The 16065-nt window shown below is 70.1% G+C and carries 20 protein-coding genes; 4 read left to right on the forward strand and 16 right to left on the reverse strand.

Features of this window, described 5'->3' with window-relative positions; translation table 11 throughout:
• The first annotated feature begins 368 nt into the window (after positions 1 to 368).
• Together K8556_RS23860 and K8556_RS23865 are read left to right on the forward strand one after the other, a co-directional pair.
• Positions 369 to 911 (forward strand): DUF2378 family protein, encoded by a 543-nt coding sequence (locus K8556_RS23860; protein ID WP_223742379.1) that lies wholly within the window; start codon positions 369 to 371, stop codon positions 909 to 911.
• 189 nt (positions 912 to 1100) lie between these two features.
• A complete protein-coding gene (locus tag K8556_RS23865; protein WP_223742380.1) occupies positions 1101 to 1643 on the forward strand; it encodes a DUF2378 family protein in 543 nt (180 codons plus the stop codon).
• Between the two features lie 81 nt (positions 1644 to 1724).
• On the opposite strand, the gene K8556_RS23870 is transcribed toward K8556_RS23865, so the two are convergent.
• Together K8556_RS23870 and K8556_RS23875 are read right to left on the reverse strand one after the other, a co-directional pair.
• A complete protein-coding gene (locus K8556_RS23870) occupies positions 1725 to 2420 on the reverse strand; it encodes a pirin family protein (protein ID WP_223742381.1) in 696 nt (231 codons plus the stop codon).
• 108 nt (positions 2421 to 2528) lie between these two features.
• Positions 2529 to 3434, reverse strand: a complete 906-nt coding sequence (locus tag K8556_RS23875; RefSeq protein WP_223742382.1) for a LysR family transcriptional regulator — start codon at positions 3432 to 3434, stop codon at positions 2529 to 2531.
• A gap of 151 nt (positions 3435 to 3585) precedes the next feature.
• On the opposite strand from K8556_RS23875, the gene K8556_RS23880 reads away from it, so the two are divergent.
• Entirely contained in the window at positions 3586 to 4134 is a 549-nt protein-coding gene (locus K8556_RS23880; protein WP_223742383.1) for a YceI family protein, read from the forward strand.
• A gap of 14 nt (positions 4135 to 4148) precedes the next feature.
• Here K8556_RS23880 and K8556_RS23885 read toward each other — a convergent pair whose 3' ends face one another.
• From K8556_RS23885 to K8556_RS23910, 6 genes are all read right to left on the reverse strand, one after another.
• Entirely contained in the window at positions 4149 to 5078 is a 930-nt protein-coding gene (locus K8556_RS23885) for a DUF4382 domain-containing protein (protein WP_223742384.1), read from the reverse strand.
• Positions 5079 to 5152: 74 nt separating this feature from the next.
• Positions 5153 to 5647, reverse strand: a complete 495-nt coding sequence (locus K8556_RS23890) for a hypothetical protein (protein ID WP_223742385.1) — start codon at positions 5645 to 5647, stop codon at positions 5153 to 5155.
• A gap of 148 nt (positions 5648 to 5795) precedes the next feature.
• Positions 5796 to 6524 (reverse strand): carboxypeptidase-like regulatory domain-containing protein, encoded by a 729-nt coding sequence (locus tag K8556_RS23895; RefSeq protein ID WP_223742386.1) that lies wholly within the window; start codon positions 6522 to 6524, stop codon positions 5796 to 5798.
• A complete protein-coding gene (locus K8556_RS23900) occupies positions 6524 to 8170 on the reverse strand; it encodes a caspase family protein (RefSeq protein WP_223742387.1) in 1647 nt (548 codons plus the stop codon). Before K8556_RS23900 ends, K8556_RS23895 begins: the two co-directional genes overlap by 1 nt.
• Positions 8167 to 8949, reverse strand: a complete 783-nt coding sequence (locus tag K8556_RS23905; protein ID WP_223742388.1) for a hypothetical protein — start codon at positions 8947 to 8949, stop codon at positions 8167 to 8169. The genes K8556_RS23900 and K8556_RS23905 overlap by 4 nt, the downstream gene beginning before the upstream one ends.
• Before the next feature lie 4 nt (positions 8950 to 8953).
• Positions 8954 to 9529, reverse strand: a complete 576-nt coding sequence (locus K8556_RS23910; protein ID WP_223742389.1) for an RNA polymerase sigma factor — start codon at positions 9527 to 9529, stop codon at positions 8954 to 8956.
• A gap of 106 nt (positions 9530 to 9635) precedes the next feature.
• On the opposite strand from K8556_RS23910, the gene K8556_RS23915 reads away from it, so the two are divergent.
• On the forward strand, positions 9636 to 9899 hold the full coding sequence (locus tag K8556_RS23915; RefSeq protein WP_223742390.1) for a hypothetical protein: 264 nt from the start codon (positions 9636 to 9638) through the stop codon (positions 9897 to 9899).
• An 18-nt stretch (positions 9900 to 9917) separates the two neighbouring features.
• On the opposite strand, the gene K8556_RS23920 is transcribed toward K8556_RS23915, so the two are convergent.
• The 8 genes from K8556_RS23920 to K8556_RS23955 all read right to left on the reverse strand — a co-directional run bounded on the left by K8556_RS23920 (position 9918) and on the right by K8556_RS23955 (position 15988).
• Complete coding sequence (locus K8556_RS23920; protein ID WP_223742391.1) at positions 9918 to 10343, reverse strand: OsmC family protein; 426 nt, start codon at positions 10341 to 10343, stop codon at positions 9918 to 9920.
• A gap of 179 nt (positions 10344 to 10522) precedes the next feature.
• A complete protein-coding gene (locus tag K8556_RS23925; RefSeq protein ID WP_223742392.1) occupies positions 10523 to 11116 on the reverse strand; it encodes a class I SAM-dependent methyltransferase in 594 nt (197 codons plus the stop codon).
• 535 nt (positions 11117 to 11651) lie between these two features.
• Complete coding sequence (locus K8556_RS23930; protein WP_370639959.1) at positions 11652 to 11957, reverse strand: hypothetical protein; 306 nt, start codon at positions 11955 to 11957, stop codon at positions 11652 to 11654.
• Between the two features lie 97 nt (positions 11958 to 12054).
• Positions 12055 to 12855 (reverse strand): SRPBCC family protein, encoded by an 801-nt coding sequence (locus tag K8556_RS23935; RefSeq protein WP_223742393.1) that lies wholly within the window; start codon positions 12853 to 12855, stop codon positions 12055 to 12057.
• 131 nt (positions 12856 to 12986) lie between these two features.
• The gene (locus K8556_RS23940) at positions 12987 to 14225 is read right to left on the reverse strand and encodes an FAD-dependent oxidoreductase (protein WP_223742394.1); all 1239 of its coding nucleotides are present in this window, start codon (positions 14223 to 14225) and stop codon (positions 12987 to 12989) included.
• A 66-nt stretch (positions 14226 to 14291) separates the two neighbouring features.
• The gene (locus K8556_RS23945; RefSeq protein ID WP_223742441.1) at positions 14292 to 15014 is read right to left on the reverse strand and encodes a DUF5953 family protein; all 723 of its coding nucleotides are present in this window, start codon (positions 15012 to 15014) and stop codon (positions 14292 to 14294) included.
• The gene (locus tag K8556_RS39840; RefSeq protein WP_370639960.1) at positions 14915 to 15331 is read right to left on the reverse strand and encodes a DUF6310 domain-containing protein; all 417 of its coding nucleotides are present in this window, start codon (positions 15329 to 15331) and stop codon (positions 14915 to 14917) included. The genes K8556_RS23945 and K8556_RS39840 overlap by 100 nt, the downstream gene beginning before the upstream one ends.
• Positions 15332 to 15349: 18 nt before the next feature.
• Entirely contained in the window at positions 15350 to 15988 is a 639-nt protein-coding gene (locus tag K8556_RS23955; protein ID WP_223742395.1) for a hemolysin III family protein, read from the reverse strand.
• Between the last annotated feature and the right edge of the window lie 77 nt (positions 15989 to 16065).

The following is a 16065-nucleotide window of genomic DNA, read 5'->3' on the forward strand; positions in this document are numbered from 1 at the left end:
CCATGGCCCCCCGGGCGCGAGGGTCTATCAAATGCCGTCAATTCCTGTCATGCCCCGATAGGTCGAAAAACGATGTCAGGGAAAACCGCTAGCCCTTTCAGGCTGATGCGGTTTCCACTGACCCCGGGTGGGTCCATCACGTCCGGCCTCAATCAAAGACAAACATCCGCGCGGAGCCCACCCCGGGCGTCCGGGGGCGCTGGAGTCGCGCAATACGAGATTAATCTCCCGTGCCGGCCGTGAAACATGGGTGGGACGCCACAGACCCGGATCCTGGCCCCTGGGGGGCTTCGGATTCGTCAGGAGGATCGGTTACGATACTTTGCGACACGGCGGAATGGGACCGCCGGGCTGGGCCGGGGTGTTTCGTGGAAGAAGAGATCGTCTATCGCCACACGGTGGAGGGGGTGTTCCGCTCCATCGGGGATCGGCTCACTCCGGAGCTCCGGAAGAAGCTCAAGGACGTGGGCCTGGACCTGGACGCCCAGTCTCCGCACCACACCTCCCGGCCCATCTTCGCGGAGGCGCTTCGCGTCACCGTCGAGCACCTGTATCCCCAGCTCGACGCGGGCGAGGGCTACCGGCGCCTGGGCGTCGGCATCATCCAGGGGATGGAGCAGACCGTGCTCGGCAGGTCGCTCGTGTCCATGTGGCCCATCTTCGGGCCCGAGCGCGTCGTGGTCCGCATCCAGGAGAGCTTCTCCACCGTCAACAACTACATGCGGTCGGAGCTGCTCACCCAGGGCCCCGGGCACCACATCATCCGCGTCAACGAGTGCAACGGGAACCCGGGCTACCTGCGCGGTCTCATCGAAGCGGGCCTGGCCAAGGCCGGCGCCAGGAACCTGCGCGTCGAGCCCTTCGACTTCGACGGCCACGCCTGCTCCTACCGCATCCGGTGGGGCGGCTGAGACGATAGCCGGGGAGTTCCCTGGAGCCGCGTAACACCTGAATAGCTGCGCAGTTCCGGTGTCTGGGAAAGACAGACGGATTTGATTGAGGTTACGTGACGTCTGGCGGCCGGTCGCGCGTTCGTGATGACATTGCCGTGAGCTGCCATCAGGGCTGCGCGCAATTACATCCGACCCCCGGACGGATTCATGGCCGAGCAGGTTGTCTATCGTCACACGATTGAAGGGCTCTTTCGCTCCATTGGAGGGCGGCTCACTCCGGAGCTGAAGCGCCAGTTGAAGCAGGCCGGCCTGGACCTGGAGGCGCCCATCCCCCGGAACACGCCCCGGGTCGTGTTCGCGGAGGCGCTCCGCATCACCGCTCGGGAGCTCTACCCGGACGTCGATACGGGCGAGGCCTACCGGCGCCTGGGCGCGGGGCTCATCCAGGGGGTGGAGCAGACGATGCTGGGCAAGGCGCTGGTCGCGATGTGGCCCATCTTCGGGCCGGAGCGCGTCGTCATCCGCATCCAGGAGAGCTTCGCCACCGTGAACAACTACCTCCAGACGGAGCTGGAGACCCAGGGGCTCGCGCACCACGTCCTCCGGGTGAGCGAGTGCAACGGGAACCCCGGCTACATGCGCGGCATCATCGAGGCGGGCCTGGCCAGGGCCGGGGCCCGGAACCTCCAGGTGGAGCCGTTCGACTTCGACGGCCACGCCTGCTCCTACCGCATCCAGTGGGACCCGTGAGGCAGGCGGGGAGGGGGCCCAGAAACGACAAGGCCCCCGGATCCCCTCAGGGACCCGGGGGCCTTCTTCGTGCCCGGCGCATCAGGCCAGGTCGAACAGCAGGGCCTCCAGCGGCTCGGAGGCGGTGAGCACGAGGCTCGACTCGTCGGACACGGCGACTCCGTCACCGGCCTTCAGGGCCACGCCGTTGAGCGTGCCCGTGCCGCGGGCGATCTGCACCCAGGCGTGACGCCCCTTGGGCAGTGTGTACTCCGCCTTCTCCCCCGGGCTCAGCAGCGTGCTGTTGAGCAGCACGTCCTGGTGCACGGTGAGGCTGCCGTCGCGGGCGTCGGGGCTGGCCACCACGCGCCAGCGTCCCTGCCGGTCCTTCTCCGGGAAGAACTTCTGCTCATATTCAGGCTTCAGGCCCTTCTTCTCCGGGATGATCCAGATCTGCAGGAAGTGGACGTCCTCGTTGGAGCCGTTCATCTCGCTGTGCATCACGCCCGTGCCGGCCGTCATGCGCTGGACTTCACCGGCGCGCAGGAGCCCCTGGCCTCCCGTGCTGTCACGGTGCGCGATGGCGCCGCTCAGCGGGTAGGTGATGATCTCCATGTCCCGGTGCGGGTGCGTGTCGAAGCCCTCGCCGGCCTGCACGCGGTCCTCGTTGATGACGCGCAGGGCGCGGAAGCCCATGTTGTCGGGGTCGAAGTAGCTCGCGAACGAGAAGGTGTGATGCGAGTCCAGCCAGCCGTGGTTGGCGTGACCGCGTGCTTCGGAGGGGCGAACGTTCATCATGGTGTGTGCTTCCTTTCGAGGCACAACATGCGCTTGCGAACGCCCCCTGGCCAGACGCGAACCTCGGGACACATCGTTCCATCCGCGGAACGAAACGCCGGCACTGTCTCAGCGCTTCGCCCGCTTGAGTGCTTCGGGGTTCTGGGGCCAGTGCTCGCGCAGCACCTCCACGAAGGCCATCACCTTGGGCACATGGTGGCGCGTGGGCGGGTAGACGGCATGCACCGGCGCGCCCGTGGAGCTCCAGTCCGGCAGCACGCGCTGGAGCCTCCCGGACGCCAGGTCCTCGATGCATTGCTGGCCCGGGATGAGCGCCACCCCGGCGCCCAGTGTCGTCACCGCGCGCAGCATGTCCGGCTCGTTCACCACCAGCCGCCCGGAGACCTTCACGTCGACGGAGCGCCCGCCCGCGTGCAGCGTCCAGACATTGCCCTGCACCGACTTGCCGAAGAAGAGGCAGTCGTGCTTCGCCAGGTCCGACGGCGTCTTCGGCGCGCCCCGCGCCTGGAGATACCCGGGTGAGGCCACCACGAGCCACTCGATGTCCCCCAGCCGCCGGGCCATCAGCGACGAGTCCGGCAGCCGGCCGGCGCGCACCGCCAGGTCGAAGCCCTCCTCCATCAGGTCCACCGCGCGGTCCGTGCACAGGAGCTCCACCTGCACGTCCGGGTACTGCTCCATGAATCGCGCCACCAGCGGCGCGAGGAAGTGGACGGACAGGGGCGTCGTCACGCGCAGGAGGCCCTGGGGCCCCGCCTGCATGCGGGTCACCGCCAGCTCCGCCGCCTCCGCCTCCGCGACGATGCGCTCGCAGTGCGCGTAGTACGCGCGCCCCACCTCCGTCAGGTGCAGCGTGCGCGTGGTGCGCTGGAGCAACTGCGCGCCCACGCGCTCCTCCAGCTCGGACACCTTGCGGCTCACGGTGGACTTGGGCATGCGCAGCGCCTTCGCCGCCGCCGTGAAGCTGCCCGCCTGGACCACCCGGGCGAAGACGAGGAGTTCGTTGAGGTCCATGGCCCTTCCCTCGCGCAGGCGCAGGACTGTTCCAGCCGTGGAACAGTGCATCCTGTGCGTCCCGTCTAATCCGGAACGTGGGGGGCCGCTACCTTACGCCTCGTTGAAACACACCGCCGCCAGCGCGGCGCTCACGACAAGGAAGACGACCATGGCCACCACCACCTGGAACATCGACACCACGCACACGGGCATCCACTTCAGCGTCCGCCACATGGTCGTGGCGAAGGTGCGCGGCAACTTCACGAAGTTCAGCGGCACCCTCACGCTGGACGACGCGAACCTGGCGGCGTCTTCCGTGTCCGTCTCCATCGAGGCGGCGAGCATCCACACGGGCGTCGAGCAGCGCGACAACCACCTGCGCTCGCCGGACTTCTTCGACGTGGAGAAGTTCCCGGCGCTCACCTTCCAGAGCACGAAGGTGGAGCCCTCCGGCAAGCACCTGAAGGTGACGGGTCAGCTCACCATCCGCGGCATCAGCCGCGAGGTCGTCCTGGAGGCCGAGCAGTTGGGCATCGCCAAGGACCCGTGGGGCAACACCAAGGCCGCGTTCGAGGCCAAGACGTCCATCAACCGCAGCGACTTCGGCCTGACGTGGAACCAGGCCCTGGAGGCGGGCGGCGTGCTGGTGGGCGAGAAGATTGAAATCGCCCTCGAGGTCCAGGCCGCCCAGGCGCAGCCGGGCGAGAAGGCGGCCTGAACCCCGAAGTGGGACTACTCGACGTCGAAGGACGTGAGGACGAAGTTCACGTTGGACTGCGCGCCTGAGCCGACCGTCGCGGTCGCCGGGCGCGTGATGTCCGTGCTGAACGTCACGCCCTCGGGGCCGACCAGGTCCACCTGGTAGGTGCCGGGCAGCAGGTACTTGAAGTTCGCCACGTAGCGGGTCTCCGTGCTGGCGCTGAAGGCCAGCGTCTCGCGGCTGCCGTCGGCGTTGATGAGCACCGCGGAGAAGCCGGCCAACTGCGGGAAGCCCATGGGCAGGGTCACGCTCCCGGCCTCCAGCGTCACCTCCACGTTGCCGGAGAACTCCATGTCCGCGCCCTTGATGACGGGGCGCATGACCCACTGGCCGGAGCCGCCGGCCTCCTTGCCGAAGCTCTGCGCGACGTCGAAGTCCACCAGGATGACCTTCTGGTCGTCATCGCTGGTGATGGTGACGTCCGCGTCCTTGTCGAACTTCACCTTGAGGCCGGAGCTGCTGGCGCTCGGCATCTGCAGGTGGCCGTCCACCCGGGCGCCCTCGGGCAGCCCCTCGTAGTTGTCGGAGGTGGCGAAGATGCGGCTGACGCCGTCCTGGTTCACCTGGATGTAGCCGCCGGTGATGACGAAGCGCAGCTCCTTGTACGTGCCGGCCGGAACCTCCGCGTCCTTCACCAGGTCCGCGGTGTCGTTGGCCAGCGTGAGCAGGTCGGTGGTGACGGGCTCGCTCAGGAGCACCACGTCGCCCTTGCCGTCCTTGTCTCCCTCCACGCTGCCCTTCAGGTAGACCTTGGAGATGGTGACGACGGCCTTTTCAATGCCGTCGCCCGGGGCGTCCGTCAGCTTCAGGGTGACGTGGGACTTGCCGTCGCCGCAGGCCGCGAGGAACAGCAGGCCCGTGGCCATGAGCAGGGTGGAGGTCAGGTGTCGCAGGGTCTTCATGGGTCAACCTTTGTTGGAATCAGGGAAGAACGCGGGAGGAGACCCTCCCGCATCCGGACCGGCCACGGCGTTTGTCAGCCGATGACCGGCCAGCAACGGCCTTCCGTGCACGACAGCGAATCGCAGCAGCTCTCGCCCACTTCGACGGAGCACTCGTTGCCTTCGGGGATGCACTGGGGACCGGCGTCGATGCCGCCGCCCGAGCCACCGTCCGACGTGCCACCGTCCGGCTCGCTGGTGCCGCCATCCGTGGGCGGCTCACCTTCGTCGCCGCAGGGGCCCACCGTGTCGCCGTGGCGCAGGTGCGCGGGCACCGCGGGCACGCCGACCTTGATGGTGTGCGCGTTGGCGGGGTTGCCGGGCGGAATGTGGCAGAGGGTGAAGCCGCCTTGGCCTCCGGGCGACGTGCCGCCATCCGCGAGCGCCTCGCCGGGCGCACCCCCCAGGTTGTCATCGCCCGTGACGAGCGACGGATCCTCCGACTCCGTGGGGCCGCCGCAGCCAAGGGACAGCAGCGTCGCGCACAACATCATCCATTTCGCGGAAGAGCGAGCGGTCGGGATACGCATGGTCATCCTCCTGTGACACGAGGCGGTGGGGGGCCGCTTGGAGAGCGGAGTGCCTCGTTGTCAGGAAGACCCGGATGCTCCCGGAGTGGCCACAGCTTCAGACGGGCGGCGAAGTGTGAGGAGACGGACGGTCCGGATATGTGTGGCTTTACGGAAAGCTCTCTTCACAGCGGAAGCCATTGCAGGCCTGTGACGACGCGCAGTGGCTGTTTTCGAGGCATTCCACGCAGCCGCCCTCCAACGCGCAATGGCTGTCAGCGGCACAGCCCGTGCGCGCGCAGCCCTGCCCGGCGTACCCGGGTTCCGGGACGAGCTCCACGGTCAGCGCCGTCTGCTTGCCGGCTTCCACACAGCCCTGGAGGCTCGTGGCGATGAAGCCGGGCGCGGAGACGCTGACGCCATAGCAGCCCTCCGGCAGCGGCCCCAGGCGCCGGGGGGCCCTGTCGTTGAGCCCCGACGCTTCGATGGGGGTGCCGTCCACGACGGCCTTCGCCTCTGTCACCAGCAGGCGGCCCCGGGCGAGCAGCTTCACGAGGAAGCTCCCGGCGGTGCGCGGCGAGACGTCCGCGACGTCCACGGACTGGCCGCCCTGCACGGTGAGCGGCACCCGCGCGGCCTTGTCGTAGGTGGCCAGGACGAAGAGCTCCACCGGGCCCGCGGGCACGTCCTCCAGCGTGAAGCGGCCTTGCGCGTCCACGCCGCCGCGCACGCCGGGCGCGCCCAGCACGGACACCAGCGCGACGGCGGGGTCGAACTCCGTGAGCCGGCCTTGCACGGTGCCCGCGCGGAAGGGCTCGTTGTCCAGGCCTCCGCACGCGCCCAGGCCCAGGCCCAGGCCGAGCGACGACAGGGTCAGCAGCAGGGATTGGCGACGCATCAGAAGCGGTACCCCACGCCGGCGTTTCCGCCGATGAAGCCCACGGCCTGTCCCTGCCCGTCCACCACCACGTACGTCAGCATCCCCTGGCCCTGGACGGTGAGCTCCAGCCGCTCCCCCAGGCGCCACGCCAGTCCGCCGACGACACCGGGGCTGACGGTGAAGTAGCGCTGGCCTCCTGAAAAGGCCTCCACGGCGAAAGACCTGCCCAGGTACAGCGCGGCCACACGCGGGCCGGCGAATAGCGTCAGCCGCTCCCAGCGCCACAGGTACGGCACCGCCGCGCCCAGCGTGAGCGTGGTGTAGCGGAAGGGCACCTCGCTGCCGGGCGCCATCTGGAGCTTCTCGCGCCCGTGTCCCAGCCCCATGTCCAGCATCAGACCCAGGTCCTGGAGCGGCAGGTCCTCCAGCCGCAGCACCACGCCCACCTGGGGCGCGGCGGGCAGCAGCTCGCGCCGGCTCCTGCCATCCGCGAAGGACATCATCCCGCCCACGAGCGACAGCGCGCGGCGCGGGATGGCGTCCGACAGCAGGCGCTCCAGCGGCAGGCGCTCGCCCCGGGCCACGTCCACCTCGCGCCGCACGAGGACGGCGTCTCCCTTGGTGAGCTCCACGGTGCGCCGGCCCGGCCCCACCGCGGCGCCTCCGGGCAGCTCCAGGCGCGGCTCGCCGTCCACCTTGAGCAGGAAGCCGTCCAGGCGCGGGTTGTAGGAGAAGAGCTCCGGCTGGCCCGTGCGGTCGATGCGGCCGGCGAGGATGACCGGATCCGCGCCCACCTCCATGATCTCCGCGGACGGGCGCTGGCGGCCCTCCGTGAAGGCGAAGGTGCGGCGGCGCGCGTAGTCGTGCGCCTCCGTGGCGGTGACGGCGCCGTCCGCGTTGCGGTCCGCGAGCCCGCCCAGGCCCTCGATGAGGAAGTACGTGTAGATGTCGTTGCGCAGGCCCTCGTCCTCGCGCGCCGTCTCGCCCCAGTCGCTGGCGGCGAACACCATGGAGGCGCGGGACGACTCCTCCAGGGGGCGCGCGTAGAAGCCGGACTTGATGCCCGCGAGCTCCACCTCCAGCTCGCGCGGCAGCAGCGACTTGCCGCTGCCGCTGTGGCAGGTGGCCAGCACCAGCAGCCGCCGCCGGCTGGGCAGTTGTTCGAACTCCGCCTTCAGCGCGTCCATGGAGAGCGCCGTCTGCGGGATGGCGCGGTAGGACGCGTCGCGGGTGACGAGGTAGCGCGTGAGCTCGCCCCGGCCGTCGCGCGCGAGCGTGCCGTGCGCGGACAGGTACACCATCACCACGTCGTCGGGCCGGGTGGCTTCGCGCCGAAGCTGGCGCAGCGCCGCGAGGATGGCGTCGCGGGTCGTCTCCTCCGGGCGCGTGAGGACGCGCACCTGGTCGAAGTGGCCTCGCGCGGGGTCCGTCAGCGCCGCCGCCAGGTCGCTGGCGTCCTTGGCGGAGAAGCGCAGGGAGCGCCACTGCGGATCATCGAAGGAGGACACGCCCACGAGCAGCGCGAGCCGCCGGGGCGTGTACGCGCGCGACAGGTCCGCGGCGTCGAGCCGCAGCGGCACGAGCCCACCCTTGTCTCCGGCCGTGGCGGAAGGGCCCGCGCACGCGGAGAGGAGGACGAGCAGCAGGGGAAGGAGGCGCCTCACGGGGCCAGAGTTTGACCGGATTGGACCCGCACGTCGAACCTCACCACGGTTCCCGGGCGTGCATCCGGGCTTCCGTCCGCGGCGAGCGCGGCGAGTGCGTCCTGCTCCGAGGCGGGCTCACCGGGGGCGAAGGCCACCAGCGCCAGCGACAGCCGGCCTTCGTCCGACTCCAGGCTCACGCCCGCGAGCCCGTCAGGCCCCTCCAGGTCGTGGGTGCCCGCGGTCAGGGGGAAGCGGCCAAGCAGCTCCGGCGCCTGCTCCTCCCGCTGCTGGTAGAGCAACGCGACGCCGGACTCCGTGGCGTGGTAGCGCAGGAGCAGCACCTCGTCGCGGGTGACGTCCCCGCCGGAGTCCAGCCGGCGCAGCGCCCCGTCGGTGCTCCGCGCGACCACGGCCAGCTCCAGGGAGATGCGGCCCGGGCCCTTCTGGCCGTTCCACTCGCTGACGCCCCGGGGCCCCTTCACCAGCGGCACCAGCACCACCATCAGCACGGAGGCGGCGAGCGCGCCGGCCATCCAGCCCCAGTACCGTCCGGGCGGCGGGGCGAAGCGGCGGGCGCGGGGCGCGGAGCGCAGCGGGATGACCTCGGCTTCGGCCTTGCGCTCGGGCGCGAGCGCCAGGAGCAGCGCGTCCGTCCGCCCGTCGAGCGCGTCCGAGTGTGTGGCGAGGAACGTCTCACAGGCCTCGCAGGGCGAGGCCAGGTGCTCACGGAACCAGGCGACCGTGGCGGGGTCGCGCCTGGCGAGCTCGGCCATCGCGGTGGCGTCCAGGTGTCTCATGGCTTCAATCCCACCGTCCGGCGAGCACCCGCTGGAGGAGCTCGCGCTTGATGCGCCCGCGAAACCGCTCCAGCCGCATGGTGACCGTGCTCTTGCCCACGCCGAGCTGCTCGGCGATCTCCCGCGCGGAGAGCTGACCCTCGATGTAGAAGAGCTGCACGGTCTTCTTCTCCTCGCCTTCGGGCAGCTCCGCGATGAGCTGCCGCACCACCTCGATGTCCCGCTCCACCTGGAGCGTGGGCGGTAGGGCCGGCACTGTCTCCGGCGTCGGATCCGCCAGCTCCTCCTCCATCCGCTGGAGCAGGCTGCGGCGCTCCAGCCGCGTGCGCGCCCGGTTGCGCGCGATGGTCAACAACCACGGGGTGAAGGCCCCCACCGACTTCAGTTGGGCCAACCCCCGGAACGCCCGCACGTAGGACTCCTGGAGGACGTCCTCCGCCTCGTCGGGATCCAGTGTGCCGAAACCCGCGACCAGCCGGGCTACCAGAGGGCGGGTGCGACGGTACAGCTCGCTGAAGGCGGACGACTCCCCCCTCGTCGCGCGCCGAACCGCGTCCGTGACATCGTCCGTCTCACCCACCTGCGCAGAAGACCTCCTGTTGGGCGAATCGGCCACGGGCGCGGATTCTTCCACGGCTTTCGCGGTTAGAGTGAAGCCTTCTCCGTCCAGCGCGAAGGAGTGGCGCATGCGGCGCAATTGGATGATGGCGCTGGCCACGGCGGGCTGGCTGCTGGCGGCCTGTGGCCCCGCGGACGCTCCTCCGGTGGACACCCCTCCCGGGGATGACCCGCCGGGGGACGCGAAGGACCCGGCCGGGGACGACGAGCCCGGCACGGCGGAGCATGAGCTCACGCCGTGCCTGAGCCAGTGCTACGCGACCTGCGTGGGCAACACCCCGGAGGTCGTCGCGTGCCGGCAGGAGTGCCGGGACGCGTGCGCCGGCGGTTGAAGGCCGGCGCGAGGCCCGTCAGGTCGCGAGCTTCGCCTTCAGCGTGATGTTCACGCCCCCGAGCGCCTTGGAGACGGGGCAGCCCTTCTTGGTCTCCTCGGCGATCTTCTGGAACTGGGCGTCGTTGGCGCCGGGGATGGTGGCCTCGGTGGTGAGGTCGATGGTGGTGATGGCGAAGCCGTCACCCTGCTTGTCCAGGTGCACGTCCGCGTTCGTCTGGATGCGCGTGGGCTTCAGGCCCGCCTTCTCCAGCCCCACCGACAGGGCCATGGAGAAGCAGCCGGAGAGCGCCGCGCCGATGAGCTCCTCCGGGTTGCTGCCCTGCTGTCCCTCGAAGCGGGTGCCGAGCGAGAAGGGGACCTCCGCGGCGTGACCGGGCTTCATCGCGCCCTTGCCGTCCTTGAACCCGCCGTTCCACTGCGCACTGCCCTTGCTGATGCCCATGGCGTCCTGTCTCCCCATGCGCGGCGCGGCCCCATGCCGCGTCCGTTGCGTTCGCGCGGCGGAAGGGTAGGGCGCTCACCGGGGCGCGGCGGCCCTGTCGGCGGACGGGGGCCGGTGACTGCCGGGGAGTGGACGCTCGCGCGCGCGGAGGCCTGGGTTCTGGACGGTTGGGGCCGCCGTCAGGGACTCACCGCGGGCCGCAGGAAGAGCAGGTAGTGGTCCGGCAGGTCGTTGTGCTCGGAGACGATGACGTAGCCCGCGGCCTGCGCGGCGGCGGCGAGCGGGGGACGCATGGCCCTCAGGTGTGTCACCGCGATGCGCCCCTGCGGCGTGAGCGCGGGACGCAGCCGGGTGAGGTAGTCCACCCGGTCACCGAAGAAGTGATCCACCTCCGAGAGGAGGATCAAATCGTACGCGCCCGCTTCGAGCCCCGGCGCGTCCGGGGCCACCTTGCGCACCTCGATGTTCTTGCGTCCGAGCACCCGCGCGCGGAGCTGCCGGATGGCTTCTTCGTTGATGTCGGTGGCCACCACCTGGCCCGTGGGGCCCACCGCCTCCGCGAGCCGCTGCGTGAAGTACCCCAGGCCCGCACCGACGTCCGCGACCCGTTGCCCCGGGGAGAGCCCCAACGCGGTGATGAACCGGGCGGGCTGGCGGGAGCGGTCATACGCGGCATCCACGCCTTCGACGCCCCCCACACCATGCAGCTCCACGTGCGGCTCCGGCGCTTCAGCCTTGCTCTCGGAGCGGCAGGCGCCAGCCGTCGTGACCATGGCGAGACATAGACTCCACCGCGCCAGGAAAGGGAACACTGTCAGCGGACGAAAGCGTGTCATCGCGGGCACCAGGGCGGGAAAGGAACAGCGAGGTCAAAGTCAAACGTCCCGGTCGCGCAGGATATCGCATGCTGCCGGACTGCGGGACGCGAGGCATTTCCGCCTCCGTCACCTGGAGCTTCCAGCATGTGAAACATTGTCCGTGGTTTGGTTTTGGCGACCTTCTCCGTGGGCCTCCTCTCCGCCTGCGGCCCGGCCTCGGAGCAGGACGTGTCGCAGCCGGCCGGTGAGGCCGCGCAGGTGGAGCAGGGCATTGGCAGGACGCCCGACTGTGCCATGGGCGAATACGTGGCGGATCAGGTCATCTGGTCGGAGTCCTGCGGCGCGTGTCGCGAGGTGGGCGGCGACGGCAGTTGGCCGAATGGCTCCTACGGCCGCGGCGGCACGCTCTACCAGACGTGCTGCGGCGACAACGGCTGCGGTCAGTGGCAGGGCATCCGGCCGGTCTGCACCGGCTGCCAGGCACTGCCTCTCAGCGCTTCGCGGTCACCTTCCACAGCGTGTTGCTGGCCTCCGCCACCAGGACGTCGCCGTTGGGCAGCACGTAGGTCCAGCGCGGGTTGCGCAGGCCGTCCGCGTAGCGCGTCACCTCGAAGCCCTCCGGGGCCGTGGGGCGCTTGCCCTCCGGCCAGCCGACGACCGTGCTGTAGCGCTGCTCCTTGAAGCCGGGGGCGAGCGCGGGCAGCGCGGGCGCGGTGTCGGAGGTGGAGCGGTGCGCGCAGCTCGTCAGCAGGAGCGCGGCGCCCACGCGGAAGGAGGCTCGGAGGATGAGGGGCATGTCCTCTCCTCTATGAGCCCCTTCGCGGACCCGCGATGACGGCGTGTCCCGCCCCTCGCGCGGGTGTTGAGTTGTGGGAAGGGTGGAGGACTGCTGCTCAAGAAGTGAACACGTTCCGCATGTAGCCATCCACCTTCTGCTTGAGGAACGCGTAGCCCTTCGGCGCGTCCTCCGAGGGAATCTCCCCGGTCTCCGCCAGGCTCTTGAAGCTGCGCAGCACCTTCGTCACCTGCATGGCGGGGACGCCGCGCATCCGCTTCGCCAGCGCCTCGCCCAGCACGCCTCCCGGGGGCGAGAAGGCCAGGTGCAACGTCACCTCCGTGCCCTCGTTCTCCGCCGCGGGCCGGAAGCGCGCCCACCCGCGCGTCTTCATCGGGCTGTCCTCCGTGGACTCCCAACTGTGGAACTCGGGCGGGCGTTCCTCCACGAGCCGCGAATCCCAGCTCACCTCGCGCCCCAGCGGCCCGTGGATCCGCCAGTGCCGGCCATCTCCGGCGGTGGGCGTGACCTCGGCGAAGCGCTCCATCAGGCGGCTCAGCGTGGAGGGCTCACGCCACAGGCGGTAGAGCTCCTCCACCGGACGTCCCACCGTGAGCGTGTGCTCCACCTCGATGAGCTGTGGGGGCCGCGCGTCCTCGCCTGTCAATGCGCGGCGGACCTTCCGGGCGACCTCGGAGAGCGCACGCCGCTGGGACTGCAGGCCCTGGTAGAGCAGGGCTCCGCCGGCCAGGGCCACCGCCGTGCCCCCGAGCGAGCGGCGCTTCATCCCGACGGACATCATCGTTCCCGCGACCACCACCGACGCGGTCAGCTTCCATTGGCCCGCCCGGAGCTCCTCCCGGGCCTCGGCTGCCTGGGAGCGGACTTCCCGCAGGGCCGTCGTTCGTGAACTCGCCATGGTTCCTCCTGGCCTGACGCACAGGAGGGTGCTGCGCGGGCGTCAGGCACTCCCCGCGAAGCTTTGGGCCGGGATGCGCCGGGACAACCGTGCCTGGAGCCGGAGCGGAGGAACCGGCGGTCCGGCGGTCCTCAGTGAAGGGGTGGAGCGGCCAGCGTGTGGATGTGCTCGGGACGGACGCCCAGTCCCACCAGTCGCGCGGGGATGCGGCGCAGCGCGGGGATGCGCCGCAGCATCTGGAGTGGCAGGGGCAGCCGGCCGCGGTTGAGCGCCTGCTCGCGGAGCGCGGGGGCCACCACGCGGTTCTGGATGAGCACCTGCGCGCGTTGGGTGAGGCGGGTGGGGAGCTCGCGGCGCTGCTGGACGCGGCGCAGGTCCTCGGTCGTGACGTGCCGGGCGAGCAGGGGGCCCGCGAGCAGGTTGGCGGCGGCCACGGCATCCTGTACCGCCAGGTTGATGCCCACGCCGCCCACGGGTGACATCGCGTGCGCGGCGTCGCCAATGCACAACAGGCCGGGCTGGTACCAGGTGCGGAGCCGATCCACTCGCACGGTCAGCAGCTTCACGTCGTCCCAGCCTTGGATTTCACCCGCGCGGTCGGCGAGGAACGGCGCCTGCTTCACGAACTCGGCGCGGAAGGACTCCAGGCCGCGCGCCTGGACCGCCGCGATGCCGTCCTTGGGGATGACCCGGCCGCACTGCCACTGGTCACCCCGGTTGATGAGGAGGAAGAACTCTCCGCGGCCGAAGTGGCCCAGGGGCGGGTTGGGATCGTCAGGCCTGCGCGTCACCCGGAACCAGAGCACGTCCATGGGGGCGCCCAGATTCTGGACCTCCAGGCCGGACTGCTGACGCAGCGTGGACTTCCGGCCGTCCGCCGCCACCACCAGCGACGCGCGCACCTCCAGCGGGCCCTCGGGCGTGCGCGCACGGACCCCGACGACCTGGCCGTGGTCGCGCACGAGGTCCATTGCTTCCGTGCGGCGGAGCAACTGGAAGGACGGGTACATGGCGGCCTTGCGCGCGATGAAGTCCAGCAGGTCCCACTGCGGCATGAAGGCCAGGTAGCGCGCGTGCGTGGGGAGGTGGCGGAAGTCCCCCACGGTGATGACGTGCTCGCCAATCTGGAAGCGCAGGTCCTGGAGCTTCGAGTGGGGGAGGGCGAGCAGCTCGTCCAGCCAGCCCAGCTCGTGCATCAGCTCCAGCGTGGACGGGTGGATCGTGTCGCCCCGGAAGTCGCGGAGGAAGTCCGCGTGCTTCTCCAGCACCGTCACCTCCACGCCGGCCCGGGCGAGCAGGACCCCCAGCATCATGCCCGCCGGGCCTCCGCCCGCGATGCAGCACTGGGTGGTGAGCGTGGGGTCGGCCATGGTGGTTGCTCCTCAGTCGGAGGATCCATCCCGCCATGGGGCGCGGCAATCCCTGATGCGCTCGGATTACGCCACGCCGCGCCCGCCAATCTCAGGGAAGCGTTCGTAGGCCCGCTTGAGCGCCTCCAGGTGGGCGGGGTCGTCCAGGTCGAGGGGGGCCTCGGTGAGTTGGACGAGCCACCCCGTCGCCGTGCGCCGGGACCGTGAGAGCAATTCGGAGTCGCGAGCAGGGTCAGGGAACCCGATGGCTCGTGCGGCGGCATCCGACCAGTAGTTCAGCCACCCGAGGTAGTAGGGGATTTCGGGCGAGCGGATGTGATGGAAGAGCTTCAGGGCGGGCAGCCCCCGGCGAGGGGACGGCGGTCCTCCTCGGGTGGGGGCTGTCTGATACGCGATGTCCACTGCGGCCCCGTGTGGCGTCGCTTGCCCCCAGAATGCGCATGCACCCTCTGCCATGGCGCCAAGCACATCTCTTGCTGTCGCGATAACAGCCGTGTCCAGGGGCAGATTCGCATGGACTTGGAGCTGCGACTGGCCGCCAGGGCTTGCATGCCAGGAGCGGGTGTGCCCGGAAATCATGACTGGATAGCGCTCGTCCCCGTTACATATAAAAGGGAACTCGCCACGCGTCGCTTCCTTGGTCAGCCAGGCATCGCGCTGTGGCACGGCAGCGACCTGCCGCTTCTCCGTCACTGTCCATTCAAGGCGCAGTCCGGGCAACGCTCGTTCCAAACCGTGGACTGTCGCGAGCGTGCGGCTGTAGGCACCCTCAAGCGCAGGTGCAAAAATATTGAGAACGAGGGAGCCTTGGGCAGACATCTTTGGCAGCCGGTGACTACGATATTGAAAGAGGAGTCTCGCGTGATGAGCGCGAGTCGATGCGCTCCAGTGCTGACGCCAATGATGAAGTCATAGCCGCAGGCAAGTGGCTTCACGAACGACACACCGCCCGCTGTCTTTCCAGGGCAGCGCCGCCGCTCGCTGGAGGTTGGCCATCCGTTGGCCGCGGGCCGCGGGCTCCTGCTTGATGGGCGCTGTCGAGGCACAGCCCGAAATGAACAGCAGGATTGCGATGCACGCGCGCGAACGCATGGCCACGGCCTCACCTCGAACGCGAGGCGCGCCTACCGCCCCACGAAGTCCAGCAGCACAGCGTAGTGCGTGGCGGCCGCGGCGACGACCATGACGTGGAACACCTCGTGGTAGCCGAACACGTGGGGGATGGGGTCCGGCCAGCGGCGCGCGTACACCACCGCGCCCACGGCGTAGAGCGCCGCTCCGAAGAAGAGCCAGCCCACGCGGCCCTGGCCCATCACCCCGGGCAGGTTCCAGAACACCGGGGCCGCCACGCAGCCCAGCGCCACGTAGAGCCCCGAGCGCAGGCCCCGCGACGCGGAGATGCCCGCGAGCGTCAGCGTGGCGCCCGTCAGCGCCGCGCCCCACATCACCCAGAGCAGCCGCTGGCTCAGGCCCCCCATGGCGTCCAGCGTCGCCAGCGGCGTGAAGCTCCCCGCGATGAGGATGAAGATGGCCGCGTGGTCGAACCGGCGGATCCGCTGGTACGTCGCCGCGCTCCAGGTGGGCCAGTGATAGCCGCCGCTCACCCCGAACATCAGCACCAGGCTGCCGCCGAACACCAGGTTCGCCACGTACTGCGCGCCGTGCACCGGCAGCCGCGCCAGCCACACGCAGCCCACCAGCGCCGCCACGAACGCGATGACGTGGGACAGGCCTCGCAACCGGGGCTTCAAACTCTCTTCCATGGCGGTGCTCGTACTTCCCGCACGTCATGGTTTCGTCAGCGCCTGCTCGCCCGCGTGCCCCGGACGTCGCGTTCTCC

It is taken from the genome of Corallococcus sp. AS-1-12 (genome assembly GCF_020036995.1).
In the GTDB taxonomy this organism is placed as follows: domain Bacteria; phylum Myxococcota; class Myxococcia; order Myxococcales; family Myxococcaceae; genus Corallococcus.